The organism is Nonomuraea sp. NPDC052265, from assembly GCF_044547985.1.
Lineage (GTDB): Bacteria > Actinomycetota > Actinomycetes > Streptosporangiales > Streptosporangiaceae > Nonomuraea.
The window spans coordinates 703,342-727,510 of sequence record NZ_JBIUBJ010000003.1 but is presented as its reverse complement, the minus strand read 5'-3'; the positions used below and the strand labels follow the sequence as shown (position 1 = coordinate 727,510).

The window sequence follows — 24,169 nt, the reverse complement described above, 5'->3', positions numbered from 1 at the left end:
CTGGGGCACGTTCATGCAGACGCCTGGAATGTAACACCTGGCCGCCCGCCCGGCCAGGTGTCACATGGCTTCAGCCCTTGATGAAGCGGCGGGTCATGTACCGGCGCACCGGCGGCAGGGACGCCAGCCGCAGCGGAAGCAGGCTCAGCCACAGCACCAGGGGGTTGGCCGGGGCGTAGACGCCTTTGACCCGGCGGCCGAGCTTCTGCTTGCGTTCGGCCTCGGGACGGATCGCGGCCTCCCACGCGGCCAACGCGGCGGGGATGTCTCCGGGGTGGGCGGCCAGTTCGGTGCCGAGCCGGTCGGCGCCGCCGACGGCCAGCGAGGAGCCGTACCCGGCGAACAGGGTGACGCACCAGGCGGCGTCGCCGAGCAACACCACCCGGCCCTTGCTCCAGGACGGGGCGACGACCTGGCTGATGGTGTCGAAGTAGACCGAGTCGGCCCGCGCAAGCCCGGCGAGGGCTTCGGGGATGACCCAGCCGAGGTCGCCGTAGACGCGTCCCAGCTGGGTGGCGACGTCCTCGCCCGGGCGGGCGTGGTCGGTGCGGTAGCCGAAGAAGGCGACGTTGCGGCCGTCGCCGACGCTGATGACCGCCGCGGTACGACCGTTGGATGACAGGGTGCCGGTCGCGCCGGGGGCGATGGTGGCGGGCAGCCGGTCCAGCATGAAGACGGCGACCTTGTGCTCCAGGTCGAGCAGGAAGTCCTCCTCCGGGCCGAACAGCAGAGCGCGGGTGGCCGAGTGCAGGCCGTCGGCGCCGATCAGCAGGTCGGCCTCCTCGACCGAGCTGTCGCTCAGGGTGACGCGGACGGCGTGGTCGTCCTGGTCGACGTGGGTGAGGGTGGTGCCGAAGCGGATCTCGGTGTGATCGCGAACCTTCTCGTACAGGACGGCTTCGAGGTCGCCGCGCAGGATGGTGATCGAGCGCGGCCCGGTGGTGGCGGCGATGGTGGCGCGATCGAGTGCGAAGCGGCGGGAGCCGTCGCTCTTGTGGTAAACGAGCTCGGTGGTGTCGAAGGCCTTGGCTCGCAGGTCGGACACAATGCCGAGGTGTTCGGCGGCGTCGTAGCCGATGCCGCCGAAGGTGACCGCGTAGCCGCCGCCGCGGCGGGCCGGGGCGCGTTCGACGATGAGGGTGTCCCAGCCGATCTGGTGCAGGCGCAGGGCGGTGGCCAGGCCGGCGATGCCGGCTCCGATGATGACGGCGCGCATGATGGGGTGCTTCCTTCAGTGGGAGAGCTGGTCGAGCAGCCGCTGTTCGGCGGCGGCGTCCAGCCAGGTGTCGGGGGAGGGTGCGTCGGCGCGGGGTGCCGGGTCGCCTTCGGCCTGGAGCCAGGCCCAGGTGTCGGCGAGGGTCTCGCGCAGCGGGCGGGTGGTGAGCCCTTCAGCCAAGGCGGCGCTGACGTCGGCGTCGTGCATGCCGCTCGGTACGCTGCCGTCGGGCAGCCGTAGCCCGAACTCCATGCCGAGCGGCAGGCCGTGCTGCAGGAGCAACTCGGGCGGTGTCCACACCAGTTCGGTGTCGAAGCCGGTGACGTCAAGCGCCGTGGTGAGCAGGTCGCCGAGGGTGGTCGCGCCCGGCGGGCCGGTCACGGTGAAGGCCCCGTTCAGGCCGCGTTCGGCCGAGCGCAGCATCCAGATGGCCAGGTCCCGGACGTCGAGATACTGCAGGGGCGTCTGGGCGGGAGCTGGGGCCAGGCCCCTGCCGCCCTTCTCCAGGCGGCGCAGCCACCACGGGATGCGGCCGACGTCCTCGTACGGGCCGAGGATCATGCCTGCCCTGGCCAGCAGTGCCCGCTCGCCGAAGGATTCCAGGACGGCGAGTTCGCCGCCGCGCTTGGCCGCGGCGTAGTCGGCGTCATCGGTGCTGGCGGGGTCGCCATCGACCAACGGCGCCTGCTCGTCGGCGTCCGCCGGCCAGGGCCAGCGGTGTACGCCGCGGCTGGAGACGTATCCGTAGTGCCCGGCCCGGCCGGCCAGCAGGCGAGCGCTGTCGCGCACCACCTTGGGCGCCCAGGCCCAGGTGTCGATGACCCCGTCCCACTCCTCGTCTCCCAGTGCCTGCCGTACGGACTCGGGGTCGGTGCGGTCGGCGAGCAGCGGCCGCACGCCGGGCGCGGGGTCGCGGCTGAGTCCGCGGTTGAGGGTGCTCACCTCATCGCCCCGCTCCAGCGCGGCCTCCACGACGGCGCGGCCCACGTGGTGGGTGCCGCCGAGAACCAGTAGTTTCACGATGCTCCTGAAGTGAGGGACAGCCAGAGGGCTGACGGGTGCCAGTGGTCGTGCCCGGGTGAAGTGGTCGACGTCCGGGCCGGCTGAGCACAGGCGCACCGCACGGCTCGATATGGCGTAAGGCCGTGCACACGGGCTGAGGAAGGCATCGGGTTATCTCCTGGGGTCGGCAACGCTGCTCGCCGACCAGGCTTCCCGGCACACCATCGTGTCCTCTGGGGAGAGGCCGATGTGATGACTGTATCGAAGTTTCAGAAATTACTGAAGAGTGAGTGTGTTCGATAGCCTGCCTCTTGAGAAGGAGGCGCCTTGAACGACAGGCCTGAACAGTGGCAGGCGGCGGAACATCTGGCCCTGACCTTGATCGAGGGTGGGCTCCAGCGCATGCCCGCTCGCACGCTCGCGGTCTTCCTGTTCACCGACCAGGACAGTGTCACCGCCGGCGAGATCGCCGAACGACTTGAGGCCAGTGCGGGATCGGTCTCCGGCGCCCTCAAATCGCTGCTGGCCGTCGGACTGATCGAACGCCTGCCCGCCCCCGGCAGCCGCCGTGAGCACTACCGACTCCGTGACGACGCCTGGGCCACCCTGTTCACCAGCCAGAACACCGTCATCCAGGCCATGCTCCAGGCCGCGACCGCCGGAATCGCCGCCACCGAGGAGGGCGATCCCGCTCGGCGGCGTCTGGCCCAAATGCACGCCTTCTACGAATTCCTGCTCGGCGAACTCCCCGCCTTGCTGCACCGCTGGCACCATCAGCGCGGCTGACTCCGCCCAAGACCCGTCAAAGCGGTCACGTCACATCAGGTAGCGCAGCCACAGATACGGCGCCACCAGGGCGACGGTGACACTGGTGACGATCAGGCCGTACTTGGTGAACTGCCAGAAGCTGATCGGGGTGCCGTTGCGGGCGGCGATGCCGAGCACGACGACGTTGGCGGCGGCGCCGACCGCCGTGGCGTTGCCGCCGAGGTCGGCGCCGAAGGCCAACGCCCACCACAGCACCTGCCCGGACCCGTTGCCGCCTTCGGCCTGCACCAGCTGCTCCACGATCGGGCTCACCGTGGCGACGTAGGGGATGTTGTCCACGATGGCCGAGACCACCGCCGAGCCGCCCAGCAGCCCCATCGTGGTCAGCTCGGGCCTGCCGGCGGTCGCCGCGACCGCGGCCTGCGACAGCTGTCCGATGACGCCAGTCTCGACCAGGGCGCCGACCATGACGAACAGCCCGGCGAAGAACACCAGCGTCGGCCATTCCACCTCGGCGATGGCCTGCTCGGTGCGTACCTTGGTGGCAGCCACCAGCACGCCTGCGCCCAGCAGCGCGACCACCGACGGCTCGTAGTGCAGCACCGGGTGCAGCACGAACGCGGCCATCACCAGGGCCAGCACGGCCAGCGACTGCCACAGCAGCCGCCGGTCGGCGATCGCCTCCCGCTCGTCCAGCGCCATGACCTGTTCGGCGCGCTCGGGGTCGTAGCGGAACGACCTGCCGAACAGCAGCCAGCACAAGGCGACGAACACCGCCATGAGGACGATGATCATCGGTGCCATGTGGACGAGGAAGTCGTTGAAGGTCAGGCCGCCGCGGCTGGCGATGATGATGTTGGGCGGATCGCCGACCAGCGTGGCGGCGCCGCCGATGTTGGACGCCATCGCCTCCGCGATCAGGAACGGCACCGGGCTGACCGCCAGCCGTTCGCACACCAGGAACGTCACGGGCGCGATCAGCAGCACCGTGGTGACGTTGTCCAACAGCGCCGAGGCGACCGCGGTGATCAGCACCAGCAGCACCATCAGCCGGAACGGCCGGCCACGGGCGCGTTTGGCGGCCCAGATCGCCAGGTACTCGAAGACGCCGGTCTCCTTGAGCACTCCGACGATGACCATCATGCCGAGCAGCAGGAAGATGACGTTCCAGTCGATGCCGGTGTGCTCGGAGAAGAACGCGGCCTTGGCATTGGTGGCGTGGATCAGGAGCATGATCCCGGCGCCGCCCAGAGCCGCAGCGACCCGGTGGACCTTCTCGGTGGCGATCAGCGCGTAGGCGGCCAGGAACGCCGCCACGCTCACCCAGGCGAGCACGCTCACGCGGCGAGCACCCGGTCCAGCAGCGCCTGCAGCGTCACCGCGCCCAGCAACCGCCCGTCGTCCACCACCGCCACCAGCGGGCTGCGGGTGCGCGCCATCAAGGAGGCGAGCTCCAGCACGGTGGCGTCAGGATCGGTGACCGGCAGCTCGCGCGGACGCTCCGGCAGCGCCTCGCGCACGGTGCGGCCGTCCAGTCCGCGCAGGAACGCGTCGGCATGGGCCTCGTCCACCACCCGGGCCAGCGCGGGATCCTCCAGGCAGTAACCGGGCACCGCCAGGCGCAACACCTGGGTACCGGGCAGGATCGTGAACGGTGTGCCGTCGTCTCCGACGACGACGAGGCCGGGCAGATCCTGGTCGGCGAGCAGGCGGGCCGCGTCGATCACCGGGGAATCGAGCGCGACCACGGGGAAGTCGGCAAGCAGGTCTCGGGCGCGCACCAGCACATCCTTTGCGTCAACGGGACAAGGACCTGCCGACCAGACTTCCCGGCGCACCTGGACACAAGGTATCAGGACCTGCCGGGATCACAGCCGGCGCGCACAGGACAGGCAGCCGCCGGTCGATCAGCGGCAGCGTCTTCCAGGCGCTGTGTCGTGGTGCCGGCGCCTCCTCTCACCTGCGGTCAGGGGACCGGATCGGGAAGCCGTCGAACAGGACCGCGTTGTGTCCGGTTCCGGTGGGCTCACGCGATGCCGCCGTCAAGAACTCGTATGTGCGCGTCGCCAACGCCCGCTGTTAAGGTAATCGCCGGTGCGCCGGGAAGTCTGGTCGGCAATGTTCTTGACGACGATCCGACCGGAGACCCCCGCAGCCATGATCCTTTTCCCCCGGCGTGCTTGATGGGCGCCCTGCTGACCGCGTTCGCGGGCCTGCTCCTGCTGGCGGTGCTGCTGTCCAGCCTGGCCCACCGCACCGTCCTGTCCACGGCGGCGCTGTTCCTGGTGGCCGGGTTCGTGCTGGGCGACGGCGTGCTCGGCGTCGTCTCGCTCAAGCCCGGGGACGACCTGGTGGGGACGCTGGCCGAGCTGGCGCTGTTCGCGGTGCTGTTCACCGACGGGATGCGGGTGGGCTGGGCCGAGCTGCGCAGCGCGTGGCGGCTGCCCGGGCGGGCGCTCGGCTGGGGCCTGCCGCTCACCCTGGTCATCACCGCCGCCGGCGCGCACTACCTGCTCGGGCTGGGCTGGGTCGAGTCGCTGCTGATCGGCGCGATCCTGGCCCCGACAGACCCGGTGTTCGCCGCCGCCCTGGTCGGCAACGAGAAAGTGCCGCCCCGGCTGCGGCAACTGCTCAACGTCGAATCCGGCGTCAACGACGGGCTCGCGCTGCCGTTCGTCATCCTGTTCCTGGCGATCGCCGCCGGCTCGGCCGACCTGCACCTCGGCGAGCTGGGGCTGGAGCTCGGCCTCGGCGTGCTCATCGGCGTGGCGATCCCGTGGGCGGCGATCAAGCTGGAGCAGACCCGCTGGTTCGCCACCTCCACCGCCTACGAGCCGCTCAACGCCCTGGCCATCGGCCTGCTCGTGCTGGCCGTGGGCAAGGCCACGCACGGCAACCTGTTCCTGGCCGCGTTCTCCGCCGGGATCACCGTGGCGACCTTCGGGCAGCGGCAGCGCGAATCGTTCGAGCACTTCGGCGAGCTCATCGCGGAGATCTTCAAGCTGGCGGCGCTGCTGGTGTTCGGGGCGCTCATCACGCCGTCCCTGCTGGGCTCGGTGGGCTGGCAGGGGTGGCTGTTCGCGATCCTGGCGCTGGTGGTGGCGCGGCCGGCGGCGATCTGGCTGTCGTTCCTGCGTTCCGGGCTGACCGTGCGCGAGCAGGCGGCGGTGGCGTGGTTCGGCCCGAAGGGGTTCGCCTCGGTGGTATACGGGCTGCTCGTGCTCGCCTCCGGGATCGCCGCCGCGCAGCAGGTGTTCCAGATCGTCGCCGTCACCATCGTGGCCTCGATCCTGCTCCACTCCTCCACCGACATCGTCGTGGCCCGCGGCTTCGACGACGAGCACGACGTCCCGGCCTGGTTCGGACGCCTCCGCAAGCGCGACCAGACGCTGTGAGACGGCCGTACGGACTCCTCGGCCGCTTCCAGCACCCGGCCCAGGTGATCGTCACCGGGTTCGCCACCATGGCCCTGATCGGCACCGCCCTGCTCGCCTCGCCGATCGCCACCGAGTCGGGCGAGTCGGCGGGCTGGCTGACAGCCCTGTTCACCGCGACGTCCGCGGTGTGCGTCACCGGTCTGGTGGTCGTGGACACCGCCACCCACTGGTCGGTGTTCGGCGAGTGGGTGATCGCCGGGCTGATCCAGGTCGGCGGGCTGGGCATCATGACCCTGGCGACGCTGTTCACCGTCCTGGTGACCGGACGCCTCGGCCTTCGCGCCAGGATCTTCGCGCAGGCTGAGACCAAGACCCTGCACATGACCGACGTCCGGCACGTGGTCCGCAAGGTCGTCGTCTTCAGCCTGGTCTGCGAAGCCGTCGCGGCGCTGGTCCTGACCGGCCGGTTCCTGCTCGGCTACGGCGAGCCGTTCGGACGTGCCCTCTACCTGGGCGTCTTCCATGCGATCTCGGCGTTCAACAATGCCGGGTTCGCTCTGTGGCCCGACAGCCTGATGCGCTACGTCACCGACCCGTGGATATGCCTGACCATCGCGACCGCGGTGATCGTGGGCGGGCTCGGCTTCCCGGTGGCGTTCGAGCTGCTGCGCAGCTGGCGCAGGCCCGGCCGCTGGTCTGTGCTGACCAGGATCACCGTCGGCGTCACCGTGGTCCTGCTGATCGGGGGCACGCTGGTGTTCCTGGCCACCGAATGGCGTAACCCGAGGACGCTCGGCGCGCTCGACGACTCGGGCAAACTGCTGGCCGGGTTCTTCACCGCGGTCATGCCGCGGACCGCGGGCTTCAACAGCCTCGACCTCGCCGCGATGTACCCCACCAGCTGGCTGGCCACCGACCTGCTGATGTTCATCGGCGGCGGCAGCGCCGGCACCGCGGGCGGCATCAAGGTCACCACCTTCGGCCTGCTGGCCTTCGTCATCTGGGCGGAGATGCGCGGCGAGCGCGAGGTCAACATCGGCCATCGCCGCCTCACGGACGCGGCCCAGCGGCAGGCCGTCTCGATCAGCCTCGTCAGCATCGTGCTGGTCGCGGTGTCGACGTACGTGCTGCTCGCGCTGACGCCGCACAGCCTGGACCGGGTGCTGTTCGAGGTCGTCTCGGCCTTCGGCACCGCCGGCCTGTCGACCGGCATCACCGCGGACGTCACCCCGGCCGGGCAGGTGCTGCTGACGCTGCTCATGTTCATCGGCAGGACCGGACCGCTCACCCTGGGATCCGCCCTGGCGCTGAAGGACCGCGTCCGCAACTACCAGCTGCCCGAGGAGAGGGTCATCGTTGGCTGACAAGAACCGCGATCCGGTCGTGGTGATCGGGCTCGGCCGGTTCGGCGGCTCGCTGGCACTCGAACTCACCCGGCGCGGCACCGAGGTGCTGGCCATCGACAACCATCCCAAACACGTCCAGAGCCTGGCGGGAGAGATCACCCACATCGCGACCGCCGACACGACTGACATGGCGGTCCTGCGTCAGCTCGGCGTGCCCGACTTCTACCGTGCCGTCGTCGCGATCGGCGGGGACATCGAAGCGAGCATCCTGACCGCGTCCCTGCTCGTGGAGCTGGAGATCGAGAACATCTGGGCCAAGGCGGTCAGCAGGCAGCACGGACGGATCATGGACCGGACCGGCGTCCACCACGTGGTAATCCCCGAGCACGACATGGGCGAGCGGGTCGCCCATCTGGTCAGCGGCCGGATGCTCGACTTCATGCAGGTGGACGAGAACTTCGCGCTGGTCAAGACGCACCCGCCGAAGGACTACGTCGGCATCCCGCTCGGCCGTTCAGGCCTGCGCCGCAAGCACGGCGTCACGATCGTCGCCGTCAAGAGCCCAGGAGCGGAGTTCACCTACGCCAGCGCGGAGACAGAACTCTGCTACGGCGACATCGTCATCGTCTCCGGCCCCACCGACCAGGTCGAACGCTTCGCCGAACTGCCTTAGACACATGAGGCACATCACATGTGCCACACGGCCCTGCGATCTTTTGTTTGCATACCGGATCATTGCACAAGGCAAGAAAGCTGGTAACCTGGACGAAGGTGAGCCGGGAAGTCTGGGTCGGCGCTGTCGAGTCATGTCGATCAGAAGGAGCAGTCGCATGACGTGCTCGCCCCTCTCCCGCGGCTCGCAAGAGCCTGTCCGCCTTGGATGGCCTCGATGAAACCTGGCGAACCCTATATCTCCAAGGCAGAGGTGGATTTCGACATCCGGCTCGACAAATACGGAGACATCGTCGTACTGACGTTGACGGGACGCCTGGAGGGGGTGGCCTGTAACGTTCTCCAGCAGTACCTGGTCAAGGTGCTCGCCACCGCGATCCCGACGCTCCTCGTCGTGGATCTGGCAGGTCTCATGGTGGCCGACCTCTACGGTCGCGACATCCTGCTGGCAGCCGACCGCCATGCCAAGGCGTCCGGCGGACGCATGATCGTCACCGGTGGCGGCATGCCGCCCGTACTGGCCGACAGTGCCCTGGAAGGGCGCGCGTCCATCAAGGACGCGCTCGCCGAGCTCGGGCGCAGGCGCAGGATGGCGGACGGATGACGGCGTGGCGGTGCCTGCGGTGACGCGCTTGCTGTGGAGCGCCGCGGTCACGCTGGTCACACTCACTTCTGGGTTGACTCTCGTGCGTCTCCTGGCGATGCCGGTCGAACTGGGTTACGACAGGCACATGTACGTACGCTTCAATGAGGCCGCCTACCCTGGCTTGGCTTATGTGGGCGGCGTGGCCGAACTGCTTGCTGTCGTCGTCACCGTCCCGTTGGCCATTGTCGAGCGCAGGACGAACCGATTCAGGCTCGTGGTGATGTCAGGCTTTCTGACCATCGGAGCGCTGCTGCTCTGGGCCCTGGTCGTGCAACCGGCCAACGACGTGTTCGGCACCTGGTCCCGGCAACCCCCGCCCCTCGACTGGCACGCGTGGCGGATGAGGTGGGAACTGGGCCAGGTAGGCAACTTTGTGCTGACCAATGGTGCCCTCCTCCTTCTCCTCACCGCCGCGACGGGGCGGCGAAGGGTCACTGGCCGTGCCGTCGTGCCGTTCCTGAGGAGACCGAGCCGCGGGAGCGACACGGGCATACTTGGCCTGAGGGAAGAGCAGGTGCCGTAGCGGCGAGGTCAAGCGTCAGGCCACCCCAAGGGGTACTGCGGGTGCGCGGGAGGCTCGCCACCGGCTTCGTTGAAGGCGGTCATGGCCGAGACGAGCGCCTGGCGCTGCTCGGGCGTCATGCGGCTGACGATCGCGGCGATCTCCTTGTGGCGGCGCGCGGTCACCTCATCGACGATGCGACGGCCCTCCGGGGTGAGCCGCATCAGGCTCTCGCGGCGGTTGTGCGGGTTGACCTCCTTGACGATGAGGCCCGCGACCGTGAGCCTGTCGGCCATCCGCATCGCGGTCGAGCTGTTGACACCGAGGAGTTCGGCCAGCGTGACGAGCTTGGCCTGGCCATGCCCCGACAGGACGACGAGCATGCGGAACTGCGGCAACGTCACCTGGTCTTGCACCGCGGCGAGGGAATTGGCGGCGATGGCCACCAGCAACCGAGATCCGGTGAGGACGGCCGAGGTGACCGCCGCGAGATCATCACCTGTCACTCGAGCGGAAGCGTCACGCATGTCCATGGTGTCTGTTGTACATCGTGGCGGAGGCGCCGGCGCACCCTGGTTCGACCAAGATCGCCGGTCGTATTCGCCCAGAGGTTCCCGGGGCAAGCGTTTCGCGAGCTGGCGATCACTGGTCTGGTCGACGGACTCTGGTCACATCTCTTCGACGTCGGCCAGGGCGTCTCCTCGGGAGGAACGGGCCCCGGGCCATCACCAGCCGCTCTCATCGACCAGAGCCCAGATCGTCGAAGTGGCTGACCAGCTCTTCTACCGGCAGGGGTACAAGCACACCTGCTTCGCAGCGATCGCAGAGACCGTACGCATCTTCCGCGGGAACTTCCACTCCCGCTGAAGTTCAAGGACGAGCCCCGGCGCGGTCATCGCCACGCGGCGCCGGGAGGACACGCGGCGGATGCCGCAGAAGCGGGAAGCCGGAGAACCTGCCCCCGCCGGCCACTCCCCCGCCGCACGCGCGGCCGAGGTGACCACCAGGAGCACCCGGCACTGCACGACGAGGTCACCACCACCTACGACAGGCCAAACCGTACAGCGACAGCGGCGATGCGGTGAGAGGGCCGACAGCCGAATGTATTCGGCGACGACATGGTCGCCATGCGCGCAGCCCGCGCGAGCGCGGCCTACCGGGTCGAAGGTTGCGCCGCCGAGCTGGTCATCCCCATGGGAAAGACCAAGGGAAACCTTCCGTGTCTGGCCGGCGTCTACCGGGTACTCGTCGCCGAGGGCGAGGCAGCGCCGCGAGACACGGCTACCGGCGCCCAAGAAGCAGGCACGACAGCGGTCAGCGCGAGGGGCGCGGGCGGCGTCAGTGGCTGCCGGACAACTCGCCGGACAGGGCGCCATGCGGGCGCTGGGCGGGTTGAGGCCGATGATCTGGACGGTCTTGCCGCGTGCGGCGTACTTGGCCTCGACGGCGTCGAGGGCGGCGACGGAGGAGGCGTCCCAGATGTGGGCGTCGGTCAGGTCGATGACCACCTGGTCGGGATCGATGGCGTAGTTGAACTGGGAGACCAGTTCGTTGGATGAAGCAAAGAACAACTCGCCGGTGACGGCGTAGACGATCTGGCCGCCGTCGGGATCGAGGCAGGCGGTCACGTTGGCCAGGTGCGCCACCCGGCGGGCGAAGATGACCAGGCCGGTAAGCGAGCCGACCACGACGCCGATGGCCAGGTTGTGGGTGGCGACCACGACGGCGACGGTGATGACCATGACGCCTATCTCGCCGGCGGGCATGCGCTTGAGCGTGGCCGGGGCGACGGAGTGAACCGCCCCGGCTTTGATGGAGGCCTCAGCGGTTGATTGCAAGGGCTTCGTTGGGGTGGTGTTGAGCGTAGTAGATCGCCTCGAACTCCTCGGGCGGGAGGTGTCCGACGGCTGAGTGCAGGCGGGTGCTGTTGAACCAGGCCACCCATTCGGCGGTGGCCAGTTCCACCTCGGCCAGGCTGCGCCACGGGCCTCGGGGCTTGATCAGCTCGGTCTTGTACAGGCCGATCTGCGATTCCATCAGAGCGTTGTCGAGCGCGTCGCTGACCGTGCCGATGGACGCGTCGATGCCGGCCGCCAGCAGATGGGTGGTGAACCGGAAAGATGTGTATTGACTGCCCGCGTCCGAGTGATGAATCAGTCCCGGTCCGACCGGGTGGCCGGTGCGCTCGCGCCGCCACAGGGCCATGTCCAGGGCGTCCAGCACGAGGGTGGTGTGCTTGGTCAGCGAGGCGGCCCAGCCGACGATCGCCCGGGAGTAGATGTCGACGACGAACGCGACGTAGACCACCCCGCACCAGGCCGTCACGTGGGTGAAGTCGGCCACCCAGGTGGCGTTCGGCTGGTGGGCGGTGAAGTCGCGCTGCAGCCGGTCGGCCGCCCGCTCGCGCCCGGGATCGGGCGTGGTGGTGCGGATCTTCTTGCCCCGCCGCGCTCCTTGCAGGCCGAGCGCGCGCATGCGCCGTTCGACGGTGCAGCGAGCCACCCGATGCCCCTCCCGCAGCAGCTGCTGCCAGACCTTGCGGGCGCCGTAGACGCCGTAGTTATCGGCGTGGATGCGCTGGATGTGAGCGTCCAGGGCAGCGTCGCGCACCACCCGTGGCGAGGGCGGCCGGTTCTTGGCGGCGTAGTAGGTGCTGGTGGACATCGGGCAGCCGTGCTCGGTCAGGACACGGCAGATCGGCTCGACACCGAACACATCGGCGTGCTGGTCGATGAAGGTCACGAGTGCGTGTGTGGCCGGTCGAGCTCGGCCGCGAAGAAAGCCGACTTAGATTCAGACGATCAACGCAACACTGCAAGTGGATGGGTGGATCGTGGCTCGGATGGGTCGGCCGGGAATGTCGGACGCGATGAAAGAAGACTTGTGGCGGCGCTGGCGCGCCGGTGACTCCATCAGCGTGATCTCCCGGGCACTGGGCAAACCCCCGGGGTCGGTTTTCGCGGTGCTGAAGCACCATGGCGGCATCGCGCCGGCCGAGCGGGTGCGCCGGGCCGACCGTTTGAGCGCCGAGGACCGGGAATCGATCTCTCGCGGCCTCGAGGCTGGAGCCTCACTACGTTCGATCGCCGTGTCGATCGGCCGCCCGGCGTCCACGGTGAGCCGGGAGGTCGCCCGCAACGGCAGCCGGGCGAAGTACCGTGCGGTCGCCGCCGAGCAACGCGCTCAAGAGCAGGCACGTCGCCCAAAACCGTCCGCCCTGCAGGACAACCCGATGCTGCGCCAGCTGGTGATCGAACTGCTCGACAACGAGTGGTCCCCGGAGCAGATCGTGGGACATCTGCGGCTGATGCACGCCGGCGATCCGCTCATGCGGATCAGCCACGAAAGCATCTACCGTGCGATCTACACGACCCGGTGGAAACTGATCCCGCGTGAGCTGTGCACCAAACTGCGCACGCGCCGTCCCATCCGCAAGAACAAGAAGAACACGGTCAAGGGCCAATGGCGTTCGCAGATCACCGGGGCGCGGCCGATCGAGGAACGGCCTGACGCCGCCAACTCCCGAACCGAGCTCGGCCACCTCGAGGGTGATCTCATCATCGGAGCCAAGAACAGCCAGATCGCGACACTGGTCGACCGCAAGTCCCGCTACCTGACCATGGTCGCCCTACCCAGCCGCCACACCACGACGGTCATCCCCGCCCTGCAGCAGGCGTTCACACGGATGGATGCACACTTACTCAGCACTCTGGCCTGGGACCGCGGCATGGAACTCGCCGGCCACCAGCTGCTGACCGAAGCGACCGGCATCGACGTCTTCTTCGCGGCACCGCGCAGCCCATGGCAGAGGGGAACGAACGAGAACACCAACAAGCTAATCCGGCAGTACTTACCGAAGGGCACTGATCTCAGTCTGTACAGCCAAGCCGACCTTGACGCCCTGGCCGCCCGCCTGAACAACCGCCCACGCAAGTGCCTCGGCTACCGAACCCCGGCCCAATGTGTTGCCTTGACTCTTTGAATCTAAGTTCACCGGGCCACGGGGCGGTCGCATCAGCACCGCAGTCCTCCGCGACGCGACGCACTGGGACGAGGTCGTCACGCGGCTCGGCTACGAACACCTTCGCCGTCACGATCTCCGCCACACGGGACTGACGTGGATGGCGGATGCCGGGGTCCCCGTCCATGTCCTTCGCAAGATCGCCGGCCACGGATCTCTGACGACCACGCAGCGCTACCTCCACCCAGACCTCAACGCCATCGCTGAGGCCGGGAATGCGCTCAGCGCGCACATGGCGGCGACGCGGTCCCCAAATGGTCCCCAGCTGCGAGTTGCCTAGGAGATCACCCGTCAAGATCGAGAGATGAGAAAAGGCCGATTGACCTGGACTTACGCCCAAGTCGATCGGCCTTTCACAACCGTCGGGACGACAGGATTTGAACCTGCGACCCCTTGACCCCCAGTCAAGTGCGCTACCAAGCTGCGCTACGTCCCGATTGTGTCGGCCGCCCCCTGCGGGGCGGGACGTCATAACCTTAGCGCACATCGGAGGTAGGCGCGTACACGGAAAGCGGGAGCGGAGGGCGTGGTGGGGCGGAGGCCGAGCGTTGATCGGGCGGAGCTGGCGCGGCTGGTGGCCGGGGGGATGAGTGTGCAGGAGCTGGCCGCTCATTTCGGGGTGTCCGAGTCGGGGGTGCTCCAGGCCAAGCGGGCCGCCGGGCTGGCCAAGCCGATGCTCGACCACAGTGCCGCCGTCCCGTGGAAGCTGGCGCGCGCGCACGCGCAGTCCGGGCCGGCGACGAACCTGCGGAACCTCTCGGCGGCGGCGCAGGGGAAGCCGCCGGCGGCGGAGCGGTTGAACACGGCCCTGCGGTGGGCTCAGCGGCTCGTGGACGCGGGGCTCGACGTGCGGTACGACGCCGCTGAGGGGTTCAGCGAGATCCCGGCGTCAGCCGCGGGCTCACATGTCGCGACGGTGCTGGAGGCCGCCAGGAAAGGGCTTGCAGCTCACTGAGTACGCGAGTTTCGACAGCCTTGATCGTGGGCAGTCGCAGGTCTCATTACAGAGACCGGAGGCGAACATCAATGACCACCTTGATCTGGGTGGCCGTCGTCGTGGTCGCGGTGGTGGCGCTCGCCGCAGTGGGCTATGTCGTGCTACAGCAGCAACGCCGCAGCCGTCTCCGCGAACGTTTCGGCCCTGAGTACGAGCGTACGGTGGCCGAGAGTGACAACCGGCGCGACGCCGAGCGGGAGCTCATCGCCCGCGAGCAGCGCCATTCCGAGCTCGACATCCGGCCGCTGCCGGAGGAGACGCGCGACGCCTACGCCAGCCGGTGGACCGAGGTCCAGGAGCGGTTCGTCGACGCCCCCGGGTTCGCGGTCACCGAGGCCGACCAGCTCGTCACCTCGGTGATGGCGGAACGGGGTTACCCCACGGACGACTTCGAGCAGCGGCTGTCCGATCTGTCGGTCGGGCACGCGGCCACCCTCGACCACTACAGGACGGCCCACGAGATCAGCGGGCGGGCGGCCAGGAAGGAAGCCTCGACCGAGGAGCTCCGGCAGGCCATGGTGCACTACCGCGCGTTGTTCGAGGAACTGCTGCACGAGACCACGCGAGGGCGGTGAGTGTAGATGACCAGCAGCAACAGAAGAAGTGAGGACGAGCTCAAGGTCCCGTCGCAGCGGTCGGACGACGAGCGCAAGGACGACGAGCACAGGGATCCGGCCGACGAGACCGGCGACCGTTACGACGACACCCGCGGACGGCACGACGGCGGCTACCCGAACGACACCGGTCACACCCAAGTGATCCACGGGTACGCCTCCACGGTCCCCGACCGGGACCACGACGACGAGCCGCCCTACAAGGACCCCTACGCGAGCACCGGCGCCGCCGACGGCGACCTGCCGGGCGAGCCGGAACGCGACACCCCTCTTGGACGCGGTACCGACCACCGCTCCCCCGACCCGGCCCACGCCGACGCCCCCGCCGACGTGACGTCCGGATACGAAACCCCCCGGGATGTCCTGTCCGGGACCGAGGCACGCCACGGCGAACGTTCCGACGACGTGCTGGTCCACGACGACCGCCCGCAGGACGAACCGGCCCACGGTGGACGGGCTCAGGAGGACGTCCTGGTTCACAGCGAGCGGGCCGACGACGATCTGGCGCGCGACGATCTGGCGCGCGACGATCTGGCGCGCGACGATCTGGCGCGCGACGATCTGACCCCCGCTGGAGTGGCCCATGACGGAGTGGCCCGCGACGGGCTGACCGACCGCGATCTCAGCGACCGCGATCTCACCGACGGCTCGCTCCCCGAGGGCGGGCGGCCGGCCGAAAAGGCTCCCCTCGAAAAGGCTCCTGTCGAAGGGCTACCCGTCGAGGGGACCCCGGTCGAAGGGGCTCCCGTCGAGGAGACTCCGGTCGCGGGGGCTCCCGTGGACGACGTCCCCTCGCACGCGGCCCCTCAGGAGATCGCGCTGTTCGACCAGGACCCCGCCGACGTCCAGGCCCGCTGGCGCGACGTCCAGGCGTCCTTCGTGGACGACCCCGCCGACGCGATACAGCGTGCCGACGGCCTGGTCGGCGAGGTGGTGGAGTCGCTGACGAACTCTCTCACCAGCCGTACCGGCGCTCTGCGCGACCGCTGGAAGGACGTCGACTCCCCCGACACCGAGGACCTGCGGCAGGCGTTCCGCGACTACCGCAACGTCCTGGAGCGGCTGCTCGCGCTGTCCACGCACAATCTGTCCACGGAAACGAGGAGGTGACCGGCATGCTGGCGGTCGTCGCAGCGATCATCTTCGGGTTGGGCTTCCTGCTCGACCTCGTAGGCGTGAAGATCGGCGGAATCTCCGGCATGACGTTCGTCCTGCTGGGTCTGACCTTGCTGGCCCTGCACCAGGCAGGCATCGGCACGGCGAGCATCCGCGGCGGGCACGGCAACTGGCGCGGCCGCAGCCGCCGCTGAGCCGGGGACCACCACACCGAAAAGCCGAACGAGGCCGAACGAGAACGACGATTCGAGCGGGAGGCCGACGAAGCCTCCCGCTCGAACCGCACCCCCACCCGAACCCCGAACCGCCCCAAAAGGCTCAAACACCCAATAGAGCCAAATATCCAGAAGAACCAGAAACCACCCAGGTCACCCCTTCCCGGGAAACCTCATGATCACCGTGCTCCCCCCGCTCCCCACCCTCAACGTGAAATCGGAGGACAGCAGCCGGGCCACCCACAACCCCATCCCCCCCACAGCCCCCGGCAGGGGCCCAGGCTTCCAGGACCCCTCGTCGTGCACCTCGACCACCAGGTCCCCGCTGATCACCCAGGTCCGCATCGCGGCCCGGCCGGCCCCGTGCGTGACCGCGTTGGTCGCCACCTCGTTGACCGCGATGACGAAATCGCCGACCGCCTCCTCGGGCATCCCGACGGCGCGGGCCTCGTCCTCGGCGAACTGCCGGACCTCCGGCAGATTCGGCAGCCGGAAGCGCAGCTCCTTCACGGGCACGCCGGGTGGCGGGCTCGTGTAGCCCGACTGAGGCTCGACGTCCTCGTTCACCCGGCGACTCGCCTTTCTCTCACCAGCCGACCCAGCGGCTAACCGACCAGCAGCTCACTGCGGAGCTGGTCGAGTACCTTACGGAGAATCCGTGAGACGTGCATCTGCGAGATGCCGAACTCGGCGGCGATCTCGGCCTGCGTCATGTTGCCGAAGAAGCGCAGCAGCAGGATGTGCTTCTCGCGGCTGGGCAGCGCGTCGATGAGCGGCTTGACGGCCTCGCGGTCGACCATGGTGCTCAGCGTGTCGTCGTCCTCGGGGATGACGTCTCCGAGCGAGGCCGCGTCGTCGTCGGTGCCGAGCGGCGCGTCGAGCGACAGCGTGCTGTACGCGGCCGAGGCGTCGAGGGTGAGCAGGACGTCCTCCTCCGAGATGTTCATCTTCGCGGCCAGCTCGGCCACGGTCGGGGACCTGCCGAGGTCCTGGCTGAGGTCGGCGACGAGCCGGTTGAGCTCGGAGCGGCGCTCCTGGTAGAGACGCGGCACCCGGATGGCCCAGGTGCGGTCGCGGAAGTGCCGTTTGACCTCGCCGGTCATCGTGACGACCGCGTAGCCCCTGAAGGCGTGGCCGAGGCTCGGGTCGAAGCCGTTGACGGCCTTCATCAGGCCGACGTACGCGGCCTGGAGGAGGTCCTCCAGAGGTTCGCCCCGGTAACGGTAACGCCTGGCGATTTCCATGGCCAGCGGCCGGTGCATCTCCACGATGCGCTCGCGCAGCCGTTCCCTGTGGCTGTCGGGTGTGTCTTCCCTGACCATCTCGGCCAGGAGCTCTTCTGCTGACATCTCCTCGAGGACGTACTCCTGCACAGCCATCGCTGCTCCTCATATGGGTCGCAGGGCGGCCTCCGCCAGCAGAAAAAGCCCAGGCAGAGGCACGCCTCGCTCTACTCTCGAGACGGAAGCCCTCTGCTGGACTTCGGATCCAGTGTCCCCCCTGCCGCGGGAAGTATTCCTCGGTCGCGTGGTGACAGTAGGGTTGCTTCGTGACAATGCCCGAAAACGGCGAAGGGCCCGTGGCCGCCCTGAGCCTGACGTCGTCGACCGTCGACGAGATCACGGTCGTCAAGGTCGACGGCGTGCTCGACGCCACGACGCGTGAGCAGTTCGCCGACTACCTGTCGCTGGCCGGCTCCGACCTGATACTCGATCTGGCCGGGGTGACGTTCATGGATTCACGCGCGCTCGGGCTGATCGTCCATCACTGGCAGACGAGCCTGGCGTCGCGTGCGAGATTCGCCCTGGTGGGCGTGGAGTACTCGAAGTCGAAGGTGATGTGGATCACCGGGCTGGCCCAGCGCCTGCCGCTGTACGACACGCTCGACGACGCCCTGGCCGCCATCGGCTGAGGTCCTATGGGCGACGCGTCGACTTGCGCTGATGCTCCTCCACCAGGAGCCTGGCCAGATCGGCCACCTTGACCTGATGGTGCTGCGAGATCCTGCGCAGCTCCTCGAAGGCGGCCTCGGCCGTGCATCCGCTGGTCTGCATGATGATGCCCTTGGCCTGGTCGATGACCGACCGGCCGGCCAGGGCCTCCTGGAGCTGGGCGGCGTCAATGCGCACCTCCTCGAACTCCCACATGTTGGCCATGGCCACCCCGACCTGCTCGGTCAGCATCTCGGCCAGCGAGTGGGCGGCCTGCGCGGAGAAGGCACCCGGGCGTACGGAGTAGAGTCCGACGATGAGCTGCGCCGGCGCCACCTCGATGGGCACGATCAGGACCGAACGCACCCCCCAGCGGGTCGCCAGTGCGTTGTAGCGGGGCCAGCGGCTGTCGCTCAGCACGTCGGTCAGGCTCGCGCGGGCGCCGCTCTGGCGGGCCTCCAGGGAGGGGCCCTCGCCGAGCTCGCGTTCGCCCTCGACCAGCATGATCAGCTCGCTGTGCGAGCCGGAGACCAGCACCCGCTGGTCGCGCCAGTGTTCGGCCGAGCCGCCCGAGCACCCGGGCACACCGGCCGCCAGAGCCGTGGTCAGGCCGCGCAGAACGCTTTCCGTGGAGGTGTCCTCACCCAGCCGCCCCAGTGCCGCCAGGTCTCGGGCGAGCCCGGGAGTGATCATCGCCGTCGATTCCATAGCAAGAAGCCCCTACCCCTTATGGCTACCGTTATCCCCGGTGGCGTAGCGTCAAAGGATGACCATGCCGGACCTCGAACACGCTCTGGACGCGCTGGCGGGACGCGTGTCGTCCTTGCGTGAGGCGAGGACCGCCTACCCTACCGACCTCGCGCCCACGCTCGACGCCGCCCTGGCCGAACTGGACACCGCCGCCGAGTTGCTGGCCGAGGCGCGCGAGGCGCTGCGCAAGGCGCCCAAGCGCGCCGCGAGCAAGAAGGACGGCACGCAGCGGGAGCTGAAGCTGCTGCGCCAGGTGTTCCGGGCCTTCCCGGTGCCGGTCATCGTGCTCGACGGCGGCGGGGTGGTCCGGCGGATCAACCCCGAGACCTCGCGGGTGCTCGGCAGCCCCGACGGCTACCTGGTCGGGCGGTCGTTCCCGCTGCTGGTCGACGTCTCCAGGCGGGCGGCGTTCCGCTCGCACCTGAACTCGGTGCTGCAGACCGGGCAGCCGTCGGCGTTCGAGACGCGGCTGGCGCACCAGGGCCGGACGCACACCGTGCAGCTCGCGCTGACGCGGGTGACGATGCCGGGTGAGCCGCAGCAGATGGTGGCGGCCGTGGCGCTGCCCACCGAGGTGCAGCTTCCCGAGCCCGGCGGGCGGCGGCCGGAGCAGTCCGACGGGGCGCTGCTGCTGGCCGCGTCCAAGCGCCAGGACCTGCTGGCCAGGATCGGCGCGCTGCTGCTGGACGAGGAGGCGCTGCTGCGGCCGGTGGCGCTGCCGCGCACCACGCGGCTGCTGGCGGCCGAGTGGGCCGACTGGGTGATCGCCGATCTGGTGCGCGACGGGCTGCCGCGGCGTTCGGTGGTGGTGGCGCCGAAGAACCATCCGCTGGGCGACCTGGTGCGGCAGGTGGAGTCGGCCGACCCGGCCGGCAGCCAGGTGGTGGTGCAGGTGCTGGAGCGCGGCTCGGGCGTGGTGCACGAGATGGTCGACGACGAGTCGCTGCTCGGCTACACCGCCGACGGGCCGCTGCTGACCGCGATGGGGGCCGGCTCGCTGCTGTCGGTGCCGATCGGGCAGTCCGACGGGGTGCTGACGCTGGTGCGCACGCACGACAGGCCGCCGTTCTCGCTGGCCGACCTCGGCGTGCTGCAGGACGTGGGGATGCAGCTCGGCCTGGCCGTACGCGCCCAGTCGAGCTTCCAGAGCCGTTCGCGCGCCGCCGACGCGCTGTCGGCGAGCGTGGCCCCGCGCAACCTGCCCGACGTGCCGGGCTACGAGGCGTCGGCGGTCTACCACCCGGGCGCGTCGGTGGGCGCGGAGTTCTACGACGTGTTCCCGGTCGCCGGCGGCTGGGGGTTCGCCCTGGGCGGCGCGGCGGGCAAGGGTGAGGAGGCGGCCTCGGTCAGCGCCATGGTGCGCGGCGGGCTGCGGGTGCTCAGCACCTGGGAGTCCCATCCCGACCTGGTGATCCGCAAGGTCAACCAGGCCCTGGTGGCGCAGGGCACGGGCATGTTCGTGATGGCCGTGGCGGGGTTCGTCAAGGGCCGGACGATCCAGCTGTCCTCGGCCGGCCACCATCCGGCGGCGCTGCTGCAGCCCGACGGCAACGTGCGCTTCGCGGCTGGCGGCGGCGTGCCGCTGGGCATCTCCCCCGAGGCCGAGACGGGGGTGCAGGAGCTGACGGTCTCCGTCGGGGAGACGCTGGTGCTCTACTCCGAGGGCCTGATCTCCTCCAGGAACGACTCCGGCGAGCCGTACGGCGAGGAGCGGCTGGCCGACGTGCTGGGGCGTTGTGCGGGCCAGTCACCGGCCACCGTGGTCAAGGCCGTGGAGGCCGACCGGCACGCCTTCTCCGGCGGCCAGGTGTGGGACGAGATCGTCATCCTGGCCCTCAAGGGTGTCTGATCTGCAGGGGTTTGCGATCCGGCTAAACATGGGTATTGTCGTTCCGTAGAACAACGTGCCTAAGACGCAGGCACACCTTGAAGGCTTTTCCACGCTGAGGTGTGCCATGAATATTGCGATCGTCGCGTCCGCCAAGGGAAACCAGCGCCACCGTATCCTCTCCGTAGCGCGAGAGCTGGGCCGCGAGCACCACGTCACCATCTACTCCCGCCGTGACGACGCCGAGGGCAAGCCCAAGACGCGGGTGGCCCCGGGGGTCACTCTGGAGCAGATCGACGTGGGCCCGGCCAAGGACCTCACGCCCGAGGACGTCGTTCCGTACCTGAACGACGTGGGCGAGCACCTGATGAAGCGGTGGAACCAGGAGCGGCCGGACGTGATCCACGCCCACTCGTGGACCGGTGGGCTCGCCGCCGTGGCGGGCGCCAAGGGCCTGGACGTGCCGGTCATGCAGACCTTCCACACCGTGGACGCCACGCACCAGAAGCTGGAGTTGGCGCTCGGACGCCGGGCCAAGGCGGTCATCGCCGGCTCGGGCGACGAGGAGTCGGCGTTGATCAGGCTGGGCGTCCCGCGCGGGAACATCGCGATCGTCCCGCATGGCGTGGACACCGAGCGTTTCCAGCGGCGCGGGGCGATCGCCACCAAGGGCGCCCGCAAGCGGCTGGTGCACGTGGGCCTGCTGTCCCCCGAGCGCGGGGCGTACACGGCGGTGCGGGCGTTGCAGGGGCTGACGGACGTGGAGCTGGTCATCGCGGGCGGCCCCGAGCCCGAGGACCTGGACCAGGACAGGGACGCGCGCCGGCTGCGCGCGCTGGCCGAGCAGCTCGGCGTCGCCGACCGGGTGACGCTGCTCGGGCAGGTCAAGCGGGCCTCGGTGCCGAAGCTGATGCGCAGCGCGGACGCCGTGGTGTCGGTGCCGCGCGAGGCCGCCACGGGCGTCGTCGCGCTGGAGGCCATGGCCTGCGGCGTGCCGGTGATCGCCTCGGCCGTGGGCGCCCACCTCGACTCCGTGATCGACGGCGTGACCGGCCTGCTGGTCCCGCCGGACCGCCCGGCGCGCACCGCGCGGCTGGCCCGCGAGGTGCTGTGCGACCCGACGCTGCGCACCGCGCTCGGGTACGCGGGCGCCGACCGCGCCCGCTCGCGCTACTCCTGGGAGCGCGTGAGCCAGGAGCTGGTCCGCGTCTACGAGTCGGCCTGCGTCTGACGGAAGCGCTGGAGAGGCGGGCGGCGGCAGCCGTCCGCCTCTCGCCGTCCCCAGGGGAACCCGGCGCCCGGTCTGTCCGGTAGGGGCCCTTGTTACCGGAGTGACATCTTTGCTTCGATGGTCCGCATGTCTACACGCGGTTCGATCCTGGCGGCGGCGGCGCTCATCACGGCCCTCGCCCTCCCCCAGAGCGCACAGGCGGAGACGTCGAGGTGGGGCGCGCCCGTCCTCGTCGAGAACTTCGACGGCTCCTCGGTCGACACGAGCAGGTGGATGGTCTACCACTCTCCGGACGCGGCGCGTAACCCCCGTACGGGCAGGGCCGCCACGGTCGCGGACGGGATGCTGCGCCTCAAGGGCGGCCGGTACGGCGGCAAGGACCTGTCCGGCGGCGTGGCCACCAGGCTCGCCCAGCGGTACGGCAGGTGGGAGGTGCGCTTCAGGGCCGAGGCGGGCAACGGCTACACGCCGGTCGCGCTGCTGTGGCCCACCTCCCAGGGCGAGGGCGACGGTTACGCCGAGGTCGACTTCGCCGAGATCGTGGACCCGCGCCGGCAGGGCGGCGGCATCTTCGTGCACGGCGGGCGCGGGCGCGCGCAGCGGCAGCTGCGGGCCGACTTCACCCGCTGGCACACCGCCGCCGTGGACTGGCTGCCCGGCCGGCTGACGTTCTGGCTGGACGGCAGGAAGGTGTGGGACTACCGCGGCCCGTACGTGCCCGACGGCGACCGGATGGGCCTGGCGCTGCAGAACGACGTGGTCTGCGAGCCGCGCTGCCGCGACTCCTCCACCCCCGCGACGGTGTCCATGTACGTGGACTGGGTGAAGGTCTACCGGCCGTCCTGAGGCAGCAGTCTGGCCGCCTTCAGCCCGAGGTGCACGGTCAGCCGGTCGTCGCCGTCGGACAGGTCCCGGTGCAGGAGGCGTTCGGCCTTGCCGAGGCGGTAGTAGAGGGTCTGGCGGTGGATGCCCAGCTCGGCTGCCGTCTTCTGGGCGTGGCCGCCGAGGTCGAGGTAGACCTCCAGCGTCTGGGCCAGCTCGGCGTCCAGCGCGGCGGTCTCGGCGGCCAGCTCGCGCAGGTCGGAGCGGCCGAGGCGGGCCAGCAGGCGGTGCACGCCCAGGTCCTGCCAGCGGGCGATGGGGGCGTGCCGGGGGAAGTGCTCGGCGATGCGCAGCGCCTGGCGGGCCTCGCGCCAGCTCTGCCACGCCTCGGCCGGGTCGTTCCTGGGGGCGCCGATGCCGGCGGCGGTGCCGTACGCGCTCTGGAGGGTCTGGGCGACCTCTCCGGCCAGGTGGGCGGGGGCGAGCAGGGCGACGGGCGAGCCGGTGCGGGCCAGCACGCCGCGTGGGAGCGTCCAGAGGGCGGCCACCCGCTCGCTGGACTCCCGCACGGCGACGGCGGTGACCGGGCCGGGGATCTCGATGGAGGCCGCGGCGCGCTCCTCGGGGTCGGCCGAGAGCAGGGCGAGCAGGCCGCGTCCGAGGTCCTGGCGGCTCCTGGCCTCCTGGGCCAGCGCGGCGGCGGCCCTGGCGACCAGCGGCGCGACGCGGCGCAGCGCCTCGTCGGCGAGACTGCCCGAGTCCAGCAGCCACAGGTAGCCGTAGGTGACCTCGCCGTGCCGCAGCGGCCAGCAGACCCGGGCCAGCACCTTGAGCTCGGCGTCGGCGGGGATCCTGACCGGGCCGCCGGCCCTGGCGATGCCGTAGCGTTCGAAGTAGTCGCGCACCTCGCCGGTGGCGCGCCGGCGCAGGATCGACTCCTGGCGGACCGTGTCGATGTCGCCGTGCTGGGCGCCGTAGGCGAGCAGCCGGAACGAGCGGTCCTCCAGCGTCGCGGACGCCCCCAGCGTGGCGGCGATCTCGTCGACTATTTCTTGAAGGTCGGACGTGTTGTGCATTTGTATGACAGCCTGCCACATCGATCGTTACGCGCGTTC

The 24,169-nt window shown here is 69.7% G+C and carries 27 protein-coding genes and 1 tRNA gene; 16 read left to right on the top strand and 12 right to left on the bottom strand.

Annotated features, from left to right (window positions below):
- Window positions 1-70: 70 nt before the first annotated feature.
- Both ACIHAD_RS13220 and ACIHAD_RS13215 read right to left on the bottom strand, forming a co-directional pair.
- Window positions 71-1,216 (bottom strand): FAD-dependent oxidoreductase, encoded by a 1,146-nt coding sequence (locus ACIHAD_RS13220; protein ID WP_397354594.1) that lies wholly within the window; start codon window positions 1,214-1,216, stop codon window positions 71-73.
- Between the two features lie 15 nt (window positions 1,217-1,231).
- Entirely contained in the window at window positions 1,232-2,236 is a 1,005-nt protein-coding gene (locus ACIHAD_RS13215; protein ID WP_397354593.1) for an NAD-dependent epimerase/dehydratase family protein, read from the bottom strand.
- A gap of 309 nt (window positions 2,237-2,545) precedes the next feature.
- Between ACIHAD_RS13215 and ACIHAD_RS13210 the strand changes: the two genes are divergently transcribed.
- Window positions 2,546-3,004 carry a GbsR/MarR family transcriptional regulator gene (locus ACIHAD_RS13210; protein WP_397354592.1) on the top strand — a complete coding sequence of 153 codons (459 nt, stop codon included), beginning with the start codon at window positions 2,546-2,548 and terminating at the stop codon, window positions 3,002-3,004.
- A gap of 30 nt (window positions 3,005-3,034) precedes the next feature.
- Here the strand turns inward: ACIHAD_RS13210 and ACIHAD_RS13205 are convergent, their stop codons facing one another.
- Together ACIHAD_RS13205 and ACIHAD_RS13200 are read right to left on the bottom strand one after the other, a co-directional pair.
- Complete coding sequence (locus ACIHAD_RS13205) at window positions 3,035-4,327, bottom strand: ArsB/NhaD family transporter (protein ID WP_397354591.1); 1,293 nt, start codon at window positions 4,325-4,327, stop codon at window positions 3,035-3,037.
- Complete coding sequence (locus ACIHAD_RS13200; protein ID WP_397354590.1) at window positions 4,324-4,767, bottom strand: CBS domain-containing protein; 444 nt, start codon at window positions 4,765-4,767, stop codon at window positions 4,324-4,326. The genes ACIHAD_RS13205 and ACIHAD_RS13200 overlap by 4 nt, the downstream gene beginning before the upstream one ends.
- A 402-nt stretch (window positions 4,768-5,169) precedes the next feature.
- Between ACIHAD_RS13200 and ACIHAD_RS13195 the strand changes: the two genes are divergently transcribed.
- The 5 genes from ACIHAD_RS13195 to ACIHAD_RS13175 all read left to right on the top strand — a co-directional run bounded on the left by ACIHAD_RS13195 (window position 5,170) and on the right by ACIHAD_RS13175 (window position 9,550).
- Window positions 5,170-6,381 (top strand): cation:proton antiporter, encoded by a 1,212-nt coding sequence (locus ACIHAD_RS13195; RefSeq protein ID WP_397354589.1) that lies wholly within the window; start codon window positions 5,170-5,172, stop codon window positions 6,379-6,381.
- A 68-nt stretch (window positions 6,382-6,449) separates the two neighbouring features.
- Window positions 6,450-7,727 (top strand): TrkH family potassium uptake protein, encoded by a 1,278-nt coding sequence (locus tag ACIHAD_RS13190; RefSeq protein WP_397354665.1) that lies wholly within the window; start codon window positions 6,450-6,452, stop codon window positions 7,725-7,727.
- Window positions 7,720-8,382 (top strand): potassium channel family protein, encoded by a 663-nt coding sequence (locus tag ACIHAD_RS13185; protein WP_397354588.1) that lies wholly within the window; start codon window positions 7,720-7,722, stop codon window positions 8,380-8,382. Before ACIHAD_RS13190 ends, ACIHAD_RS13185 begins: the two co-directional genes overlap by 8 nt.
- Window positions 8,383-8,598: 216 nt before the next feature.
- The gene (locus tag ACIHAD_RS13180) at window positions 8,599-8,985 is read left to right on the top strand and encodes an STAS domain-containing protein (protein ID WP_397354587.1); all 387 of its coding nucleotides are present in this window, start codon (window positions 8,599-8,601) and stop codon (window positions 8,983-8,985) included.
- Window positions 8,986-8,989: 4 nt separating this feature from the next.
- Entirely contained in the window at window positions 8,990-9,550 is a 561-nt protein-coding gene (locus ACIHAD_RS13175; RefSeq protein WP_397354586.1) for a hypothetical protein, read from the top strand.
- Between the two features lie 8 nt (window positions 9,551-9,558).
- On the opposite strand, the gene ACIHAD_RS13170 is transcribed toward ACIHAD_RS13175, so the two are convergent.
- From ACIHAD_RS13170 to ACIHAD_RS13160, 3 genes are all read right to left on the bottom strand, one after another.
- A complete protein-coding gene (locus ACIHAD_RS13170; protein ID WP_397354584.1) occupies window positions 9,559-10,062 on the bottom strand; it encodes a MarR family winged helix-turn-helix transcriptional regulator in 504 nt (167 codons plus the stop codon).
- A gap of 249 nt (window positions 10,063-10,311) precedes the next feature.
- Complete coding sequence (locus ACIHAD_RS13165) at window positions 10,312-11,295, bottom strand: STAS domain-containing protein (protein WP_397354582.1); 984 nt, start codon at window positions 11,293-11,295, stop codon at window positions 10,312-10,314.
- Window positions 11,296-11,350: 55 nt separating this feature from the next.
- The gene (locus ACIHAD_RS13160) at window positions 11,351-12,271 is read right to left on the bottom strand and encodes an IS3 family transposase (RefSeq protein WP_397354580.1); all 921 of its coding nucleotides are present in this window, start codon (window positions 12,269-12,271) and stop codon (window positions 11,351-11,353) included.
- 115 nt (window positions 12,272-12,386) lie between these two features.
- Between ACIHAD_RS13160 and ACIHAD_RS13155 the strand changes: the two genes are divergently transcribed.
- Window positions 12,387-13,511, top strand: a complete 1,125-nt coding sequence (locus ACIHAD_RS13155) for an IS30 family transposase (protein ID WP_397354579.1) — start codon at window positions 12,387-12,389, stop codon at window positions 13,509-13,511.
- 31 nt (window positions 13,512-13,542) lie between these two features.
- A complete protein-coding gene (locus tag ACIHAD_RS13150) occupies window positions 13,543-13,830 on the top strand; it encodes a tyrosine-type recombinase/integrase (RefSeq protein WP_397354663.1) in 288 nt (95 codons plus the stop codon).
- A gap of 82 nt (window positions 13,831-13,912) precedes the next feature.
- Here the strand turns inward: ACIHAD_RS13150 and ACIHAD_RS13145 are convergent.
- Window positions 13,913-13,986: transfer RNA gene (locus ACIHAD_RS13145), tRNA-Pro, on the bottom strand.
- Between the two features lie 150 nt (window positions 13,987-14,136).
- Between ACIHAD_RS13145 and ACIHAD_RS13140 the strand changes: the two genes are divergently transcribed.
- The 4 genes from ACIHAD_RS13140 to ACIHAD_RS13125 all read left to right on the top strand — a co-directional run bounded on the left by ACIHAD_RS13140 (window position 14,137) and on the right by ACIHAD_RS13125 (window position 16,471).
- On the top strand, window positions 14,137-14,505 hold the full coding sequence (locus tag ACIHAD_RS13140) for a hypothetical protein (protein WP_397354578.1): 369 nt from the start codon (window positions 14,137-14,139) through the stop codon (window positions 14,503-14,505).
- Between the two features lie 71 nt (window positions 14,506-14,576).
- Window positions 14,577-15,122: a hypothetical protein gene (locus ACIHAD_RS13135; protein ID WP_397354577.1), complete on the top strand. Its 546-nt coding sequence runs from the start codon at window positions 14,577-14,579 to the stop codon at window positions 15,120-15,122.
- A gap of 6 nt (window positions 15,123-15,128) precedes the next feature.
- Window positions 15,129-16,271: a hypothetical protein gene (locus ACIHAD_RS13130; protein ID WP_397354576.1), complete on the top strand. Its 1,143-nt coding sequence runs from the start codon at window positions 15,129-15,131 to the stop codon at window positions 16,269-16,271.
- A 5-nt stretch (window positions 16,272-16,276) separates the two neighbouring features.
- A complete protein-coding gene (locus ACIHAD_RS13125) occupies window positions 16,277-16,471 on the top strand; it encodes a hypothetical protein (protein ID WP_397354575.1) in 195 nt (64 codons plus the stop codon).
- Between the two features lie 174 nt (window positions 16,472-16,645).
- On the opposite strand, the gene ACIHAD_RS13120 is transcribed toward ACIHAD_RS13125, so the two are convergent.
- Complete coding sequence (locus ACIHAD_RS13120; RefSeq protein WP_397354574.1) at window positions 16,646-17,059, bottom strand: ATP-binding protein; 414 nt, start codon at window positions 17,057-17,059, stop codon at window positions 16,646-16,648.
- Window positions 17,060-17,097: 38 nt separating this feature from the next.
- Window positions 17,098-17,871, bottom strand: a complete 774-nt coding sequence (locus ACIHAD_RS13115) for a SigB/SigF/SigG family RNA polymerase sigma factor (RefSeq protein ID WP_397354573.1) — start codon at window positions 17,869-17,871, stop codon at window positions 17,098-17,100.
- Between the two features lie 176 nt (window positions 17,872-18,047).
- Between ACIHAD_RS13115 and ACIHAD_RS13110 the strand changes: the two genes are divergently transcribed.
- Window positions 18,048-18,404 carry an STAS domain-containing protein gene (locus ACIHAD_RS13110; protein WP_397354662.1) on the top strand — a complete coding sequence of 119 codons (357 nt, stop codon included), beginning with the start codon at window positions 18,048-18,050 and terminating at the stop codon, window positions 18,402-18,404.
- A 4-nt stretch (window positions 18,405-18,408) separates the two neighbouring features.
- Here ACIHAD_RS13110 and ACIHAD_RS13105 read toward each other — a convergent pair whose 3' ends face one another.
- A complete protein-coding gene (locus ACIHAD_RS13105) occupies window positions 18,409-19,116 on the bottom strand; it encodes an ANTAR domain-containing response regulator (protein ID WP_397354572.1) in 708 nt (235 codons plus the stop codon).
- A gap of 73 nt (window positions 19,117-19,189) precedes the next feature.
- Here ACIHAD_RS13105 and ACIHAD_RS13100 point away from each other — a divergent pair, with 73 nt between their 5' ends.
- The 3 genes from ACIHAD_RS13100 (at window position 19,190) to ACIHAD_RS13090 (ending at window position 23,078) form a co-directional block, all read left to right on the top strand.
- Complete coding sequence (locus ACIHAD_RS13100; RefSeq protein WP_397354571.1) at window positions 19,190-21,022, top strand: SpoIIE family protein phosphatase; 1,833 nt, start codon at window positions 19,190-19,192, stop codon at window positions 21,020-21,022.
- A gap of 106 nt (window positions 21,023-21,128) precedes the next feature.
- On the top strand, window positions 21,129-22,232 hold the full coding sequence (locus tag ACIHAD_RS13095; RefSeq protein WP_397354570.1) for a glycosyltransferase: 1,104 nt from the start codon (window positions 21,129-21,131) through the stop codon (window positions 22,230-22,232).
- 126 nt (window positions 22,233-22,358) lie between these two features.
- Window positions 22,359-23,078 (top strand): glycoside hydrolase family 16 protein, encoded by a 720-nt coding sequence (locus tag ACIHAD_RS13090; protein ID WP_397354569.1) that lies wholly within the window; start codon window positions 22,359-22,361, stop codon window positions 23,076-23,078.
- Here the strand turns inward: ACIHAD_RS13090 and ACIHAD_RS13085 are convergent.
- Window positions 23,063-24,130 (bottom strand): PucR family transcriptional regulator, encoded by a 1,068-nt coding sequence (locus tag ACIHAD_RS13085; protein ID WP_397354568.1) that lies wholly within the window; start codon window positions 24,128-24,130, stop codon window positions 23,063-23,065. The genes ACIHAD_RS13090 and ACIHAD_RS13085 overlap by 16 nt on opposite strands.
- Window positions 24,131-24,169: the final 39 nt, after the last annotated feature.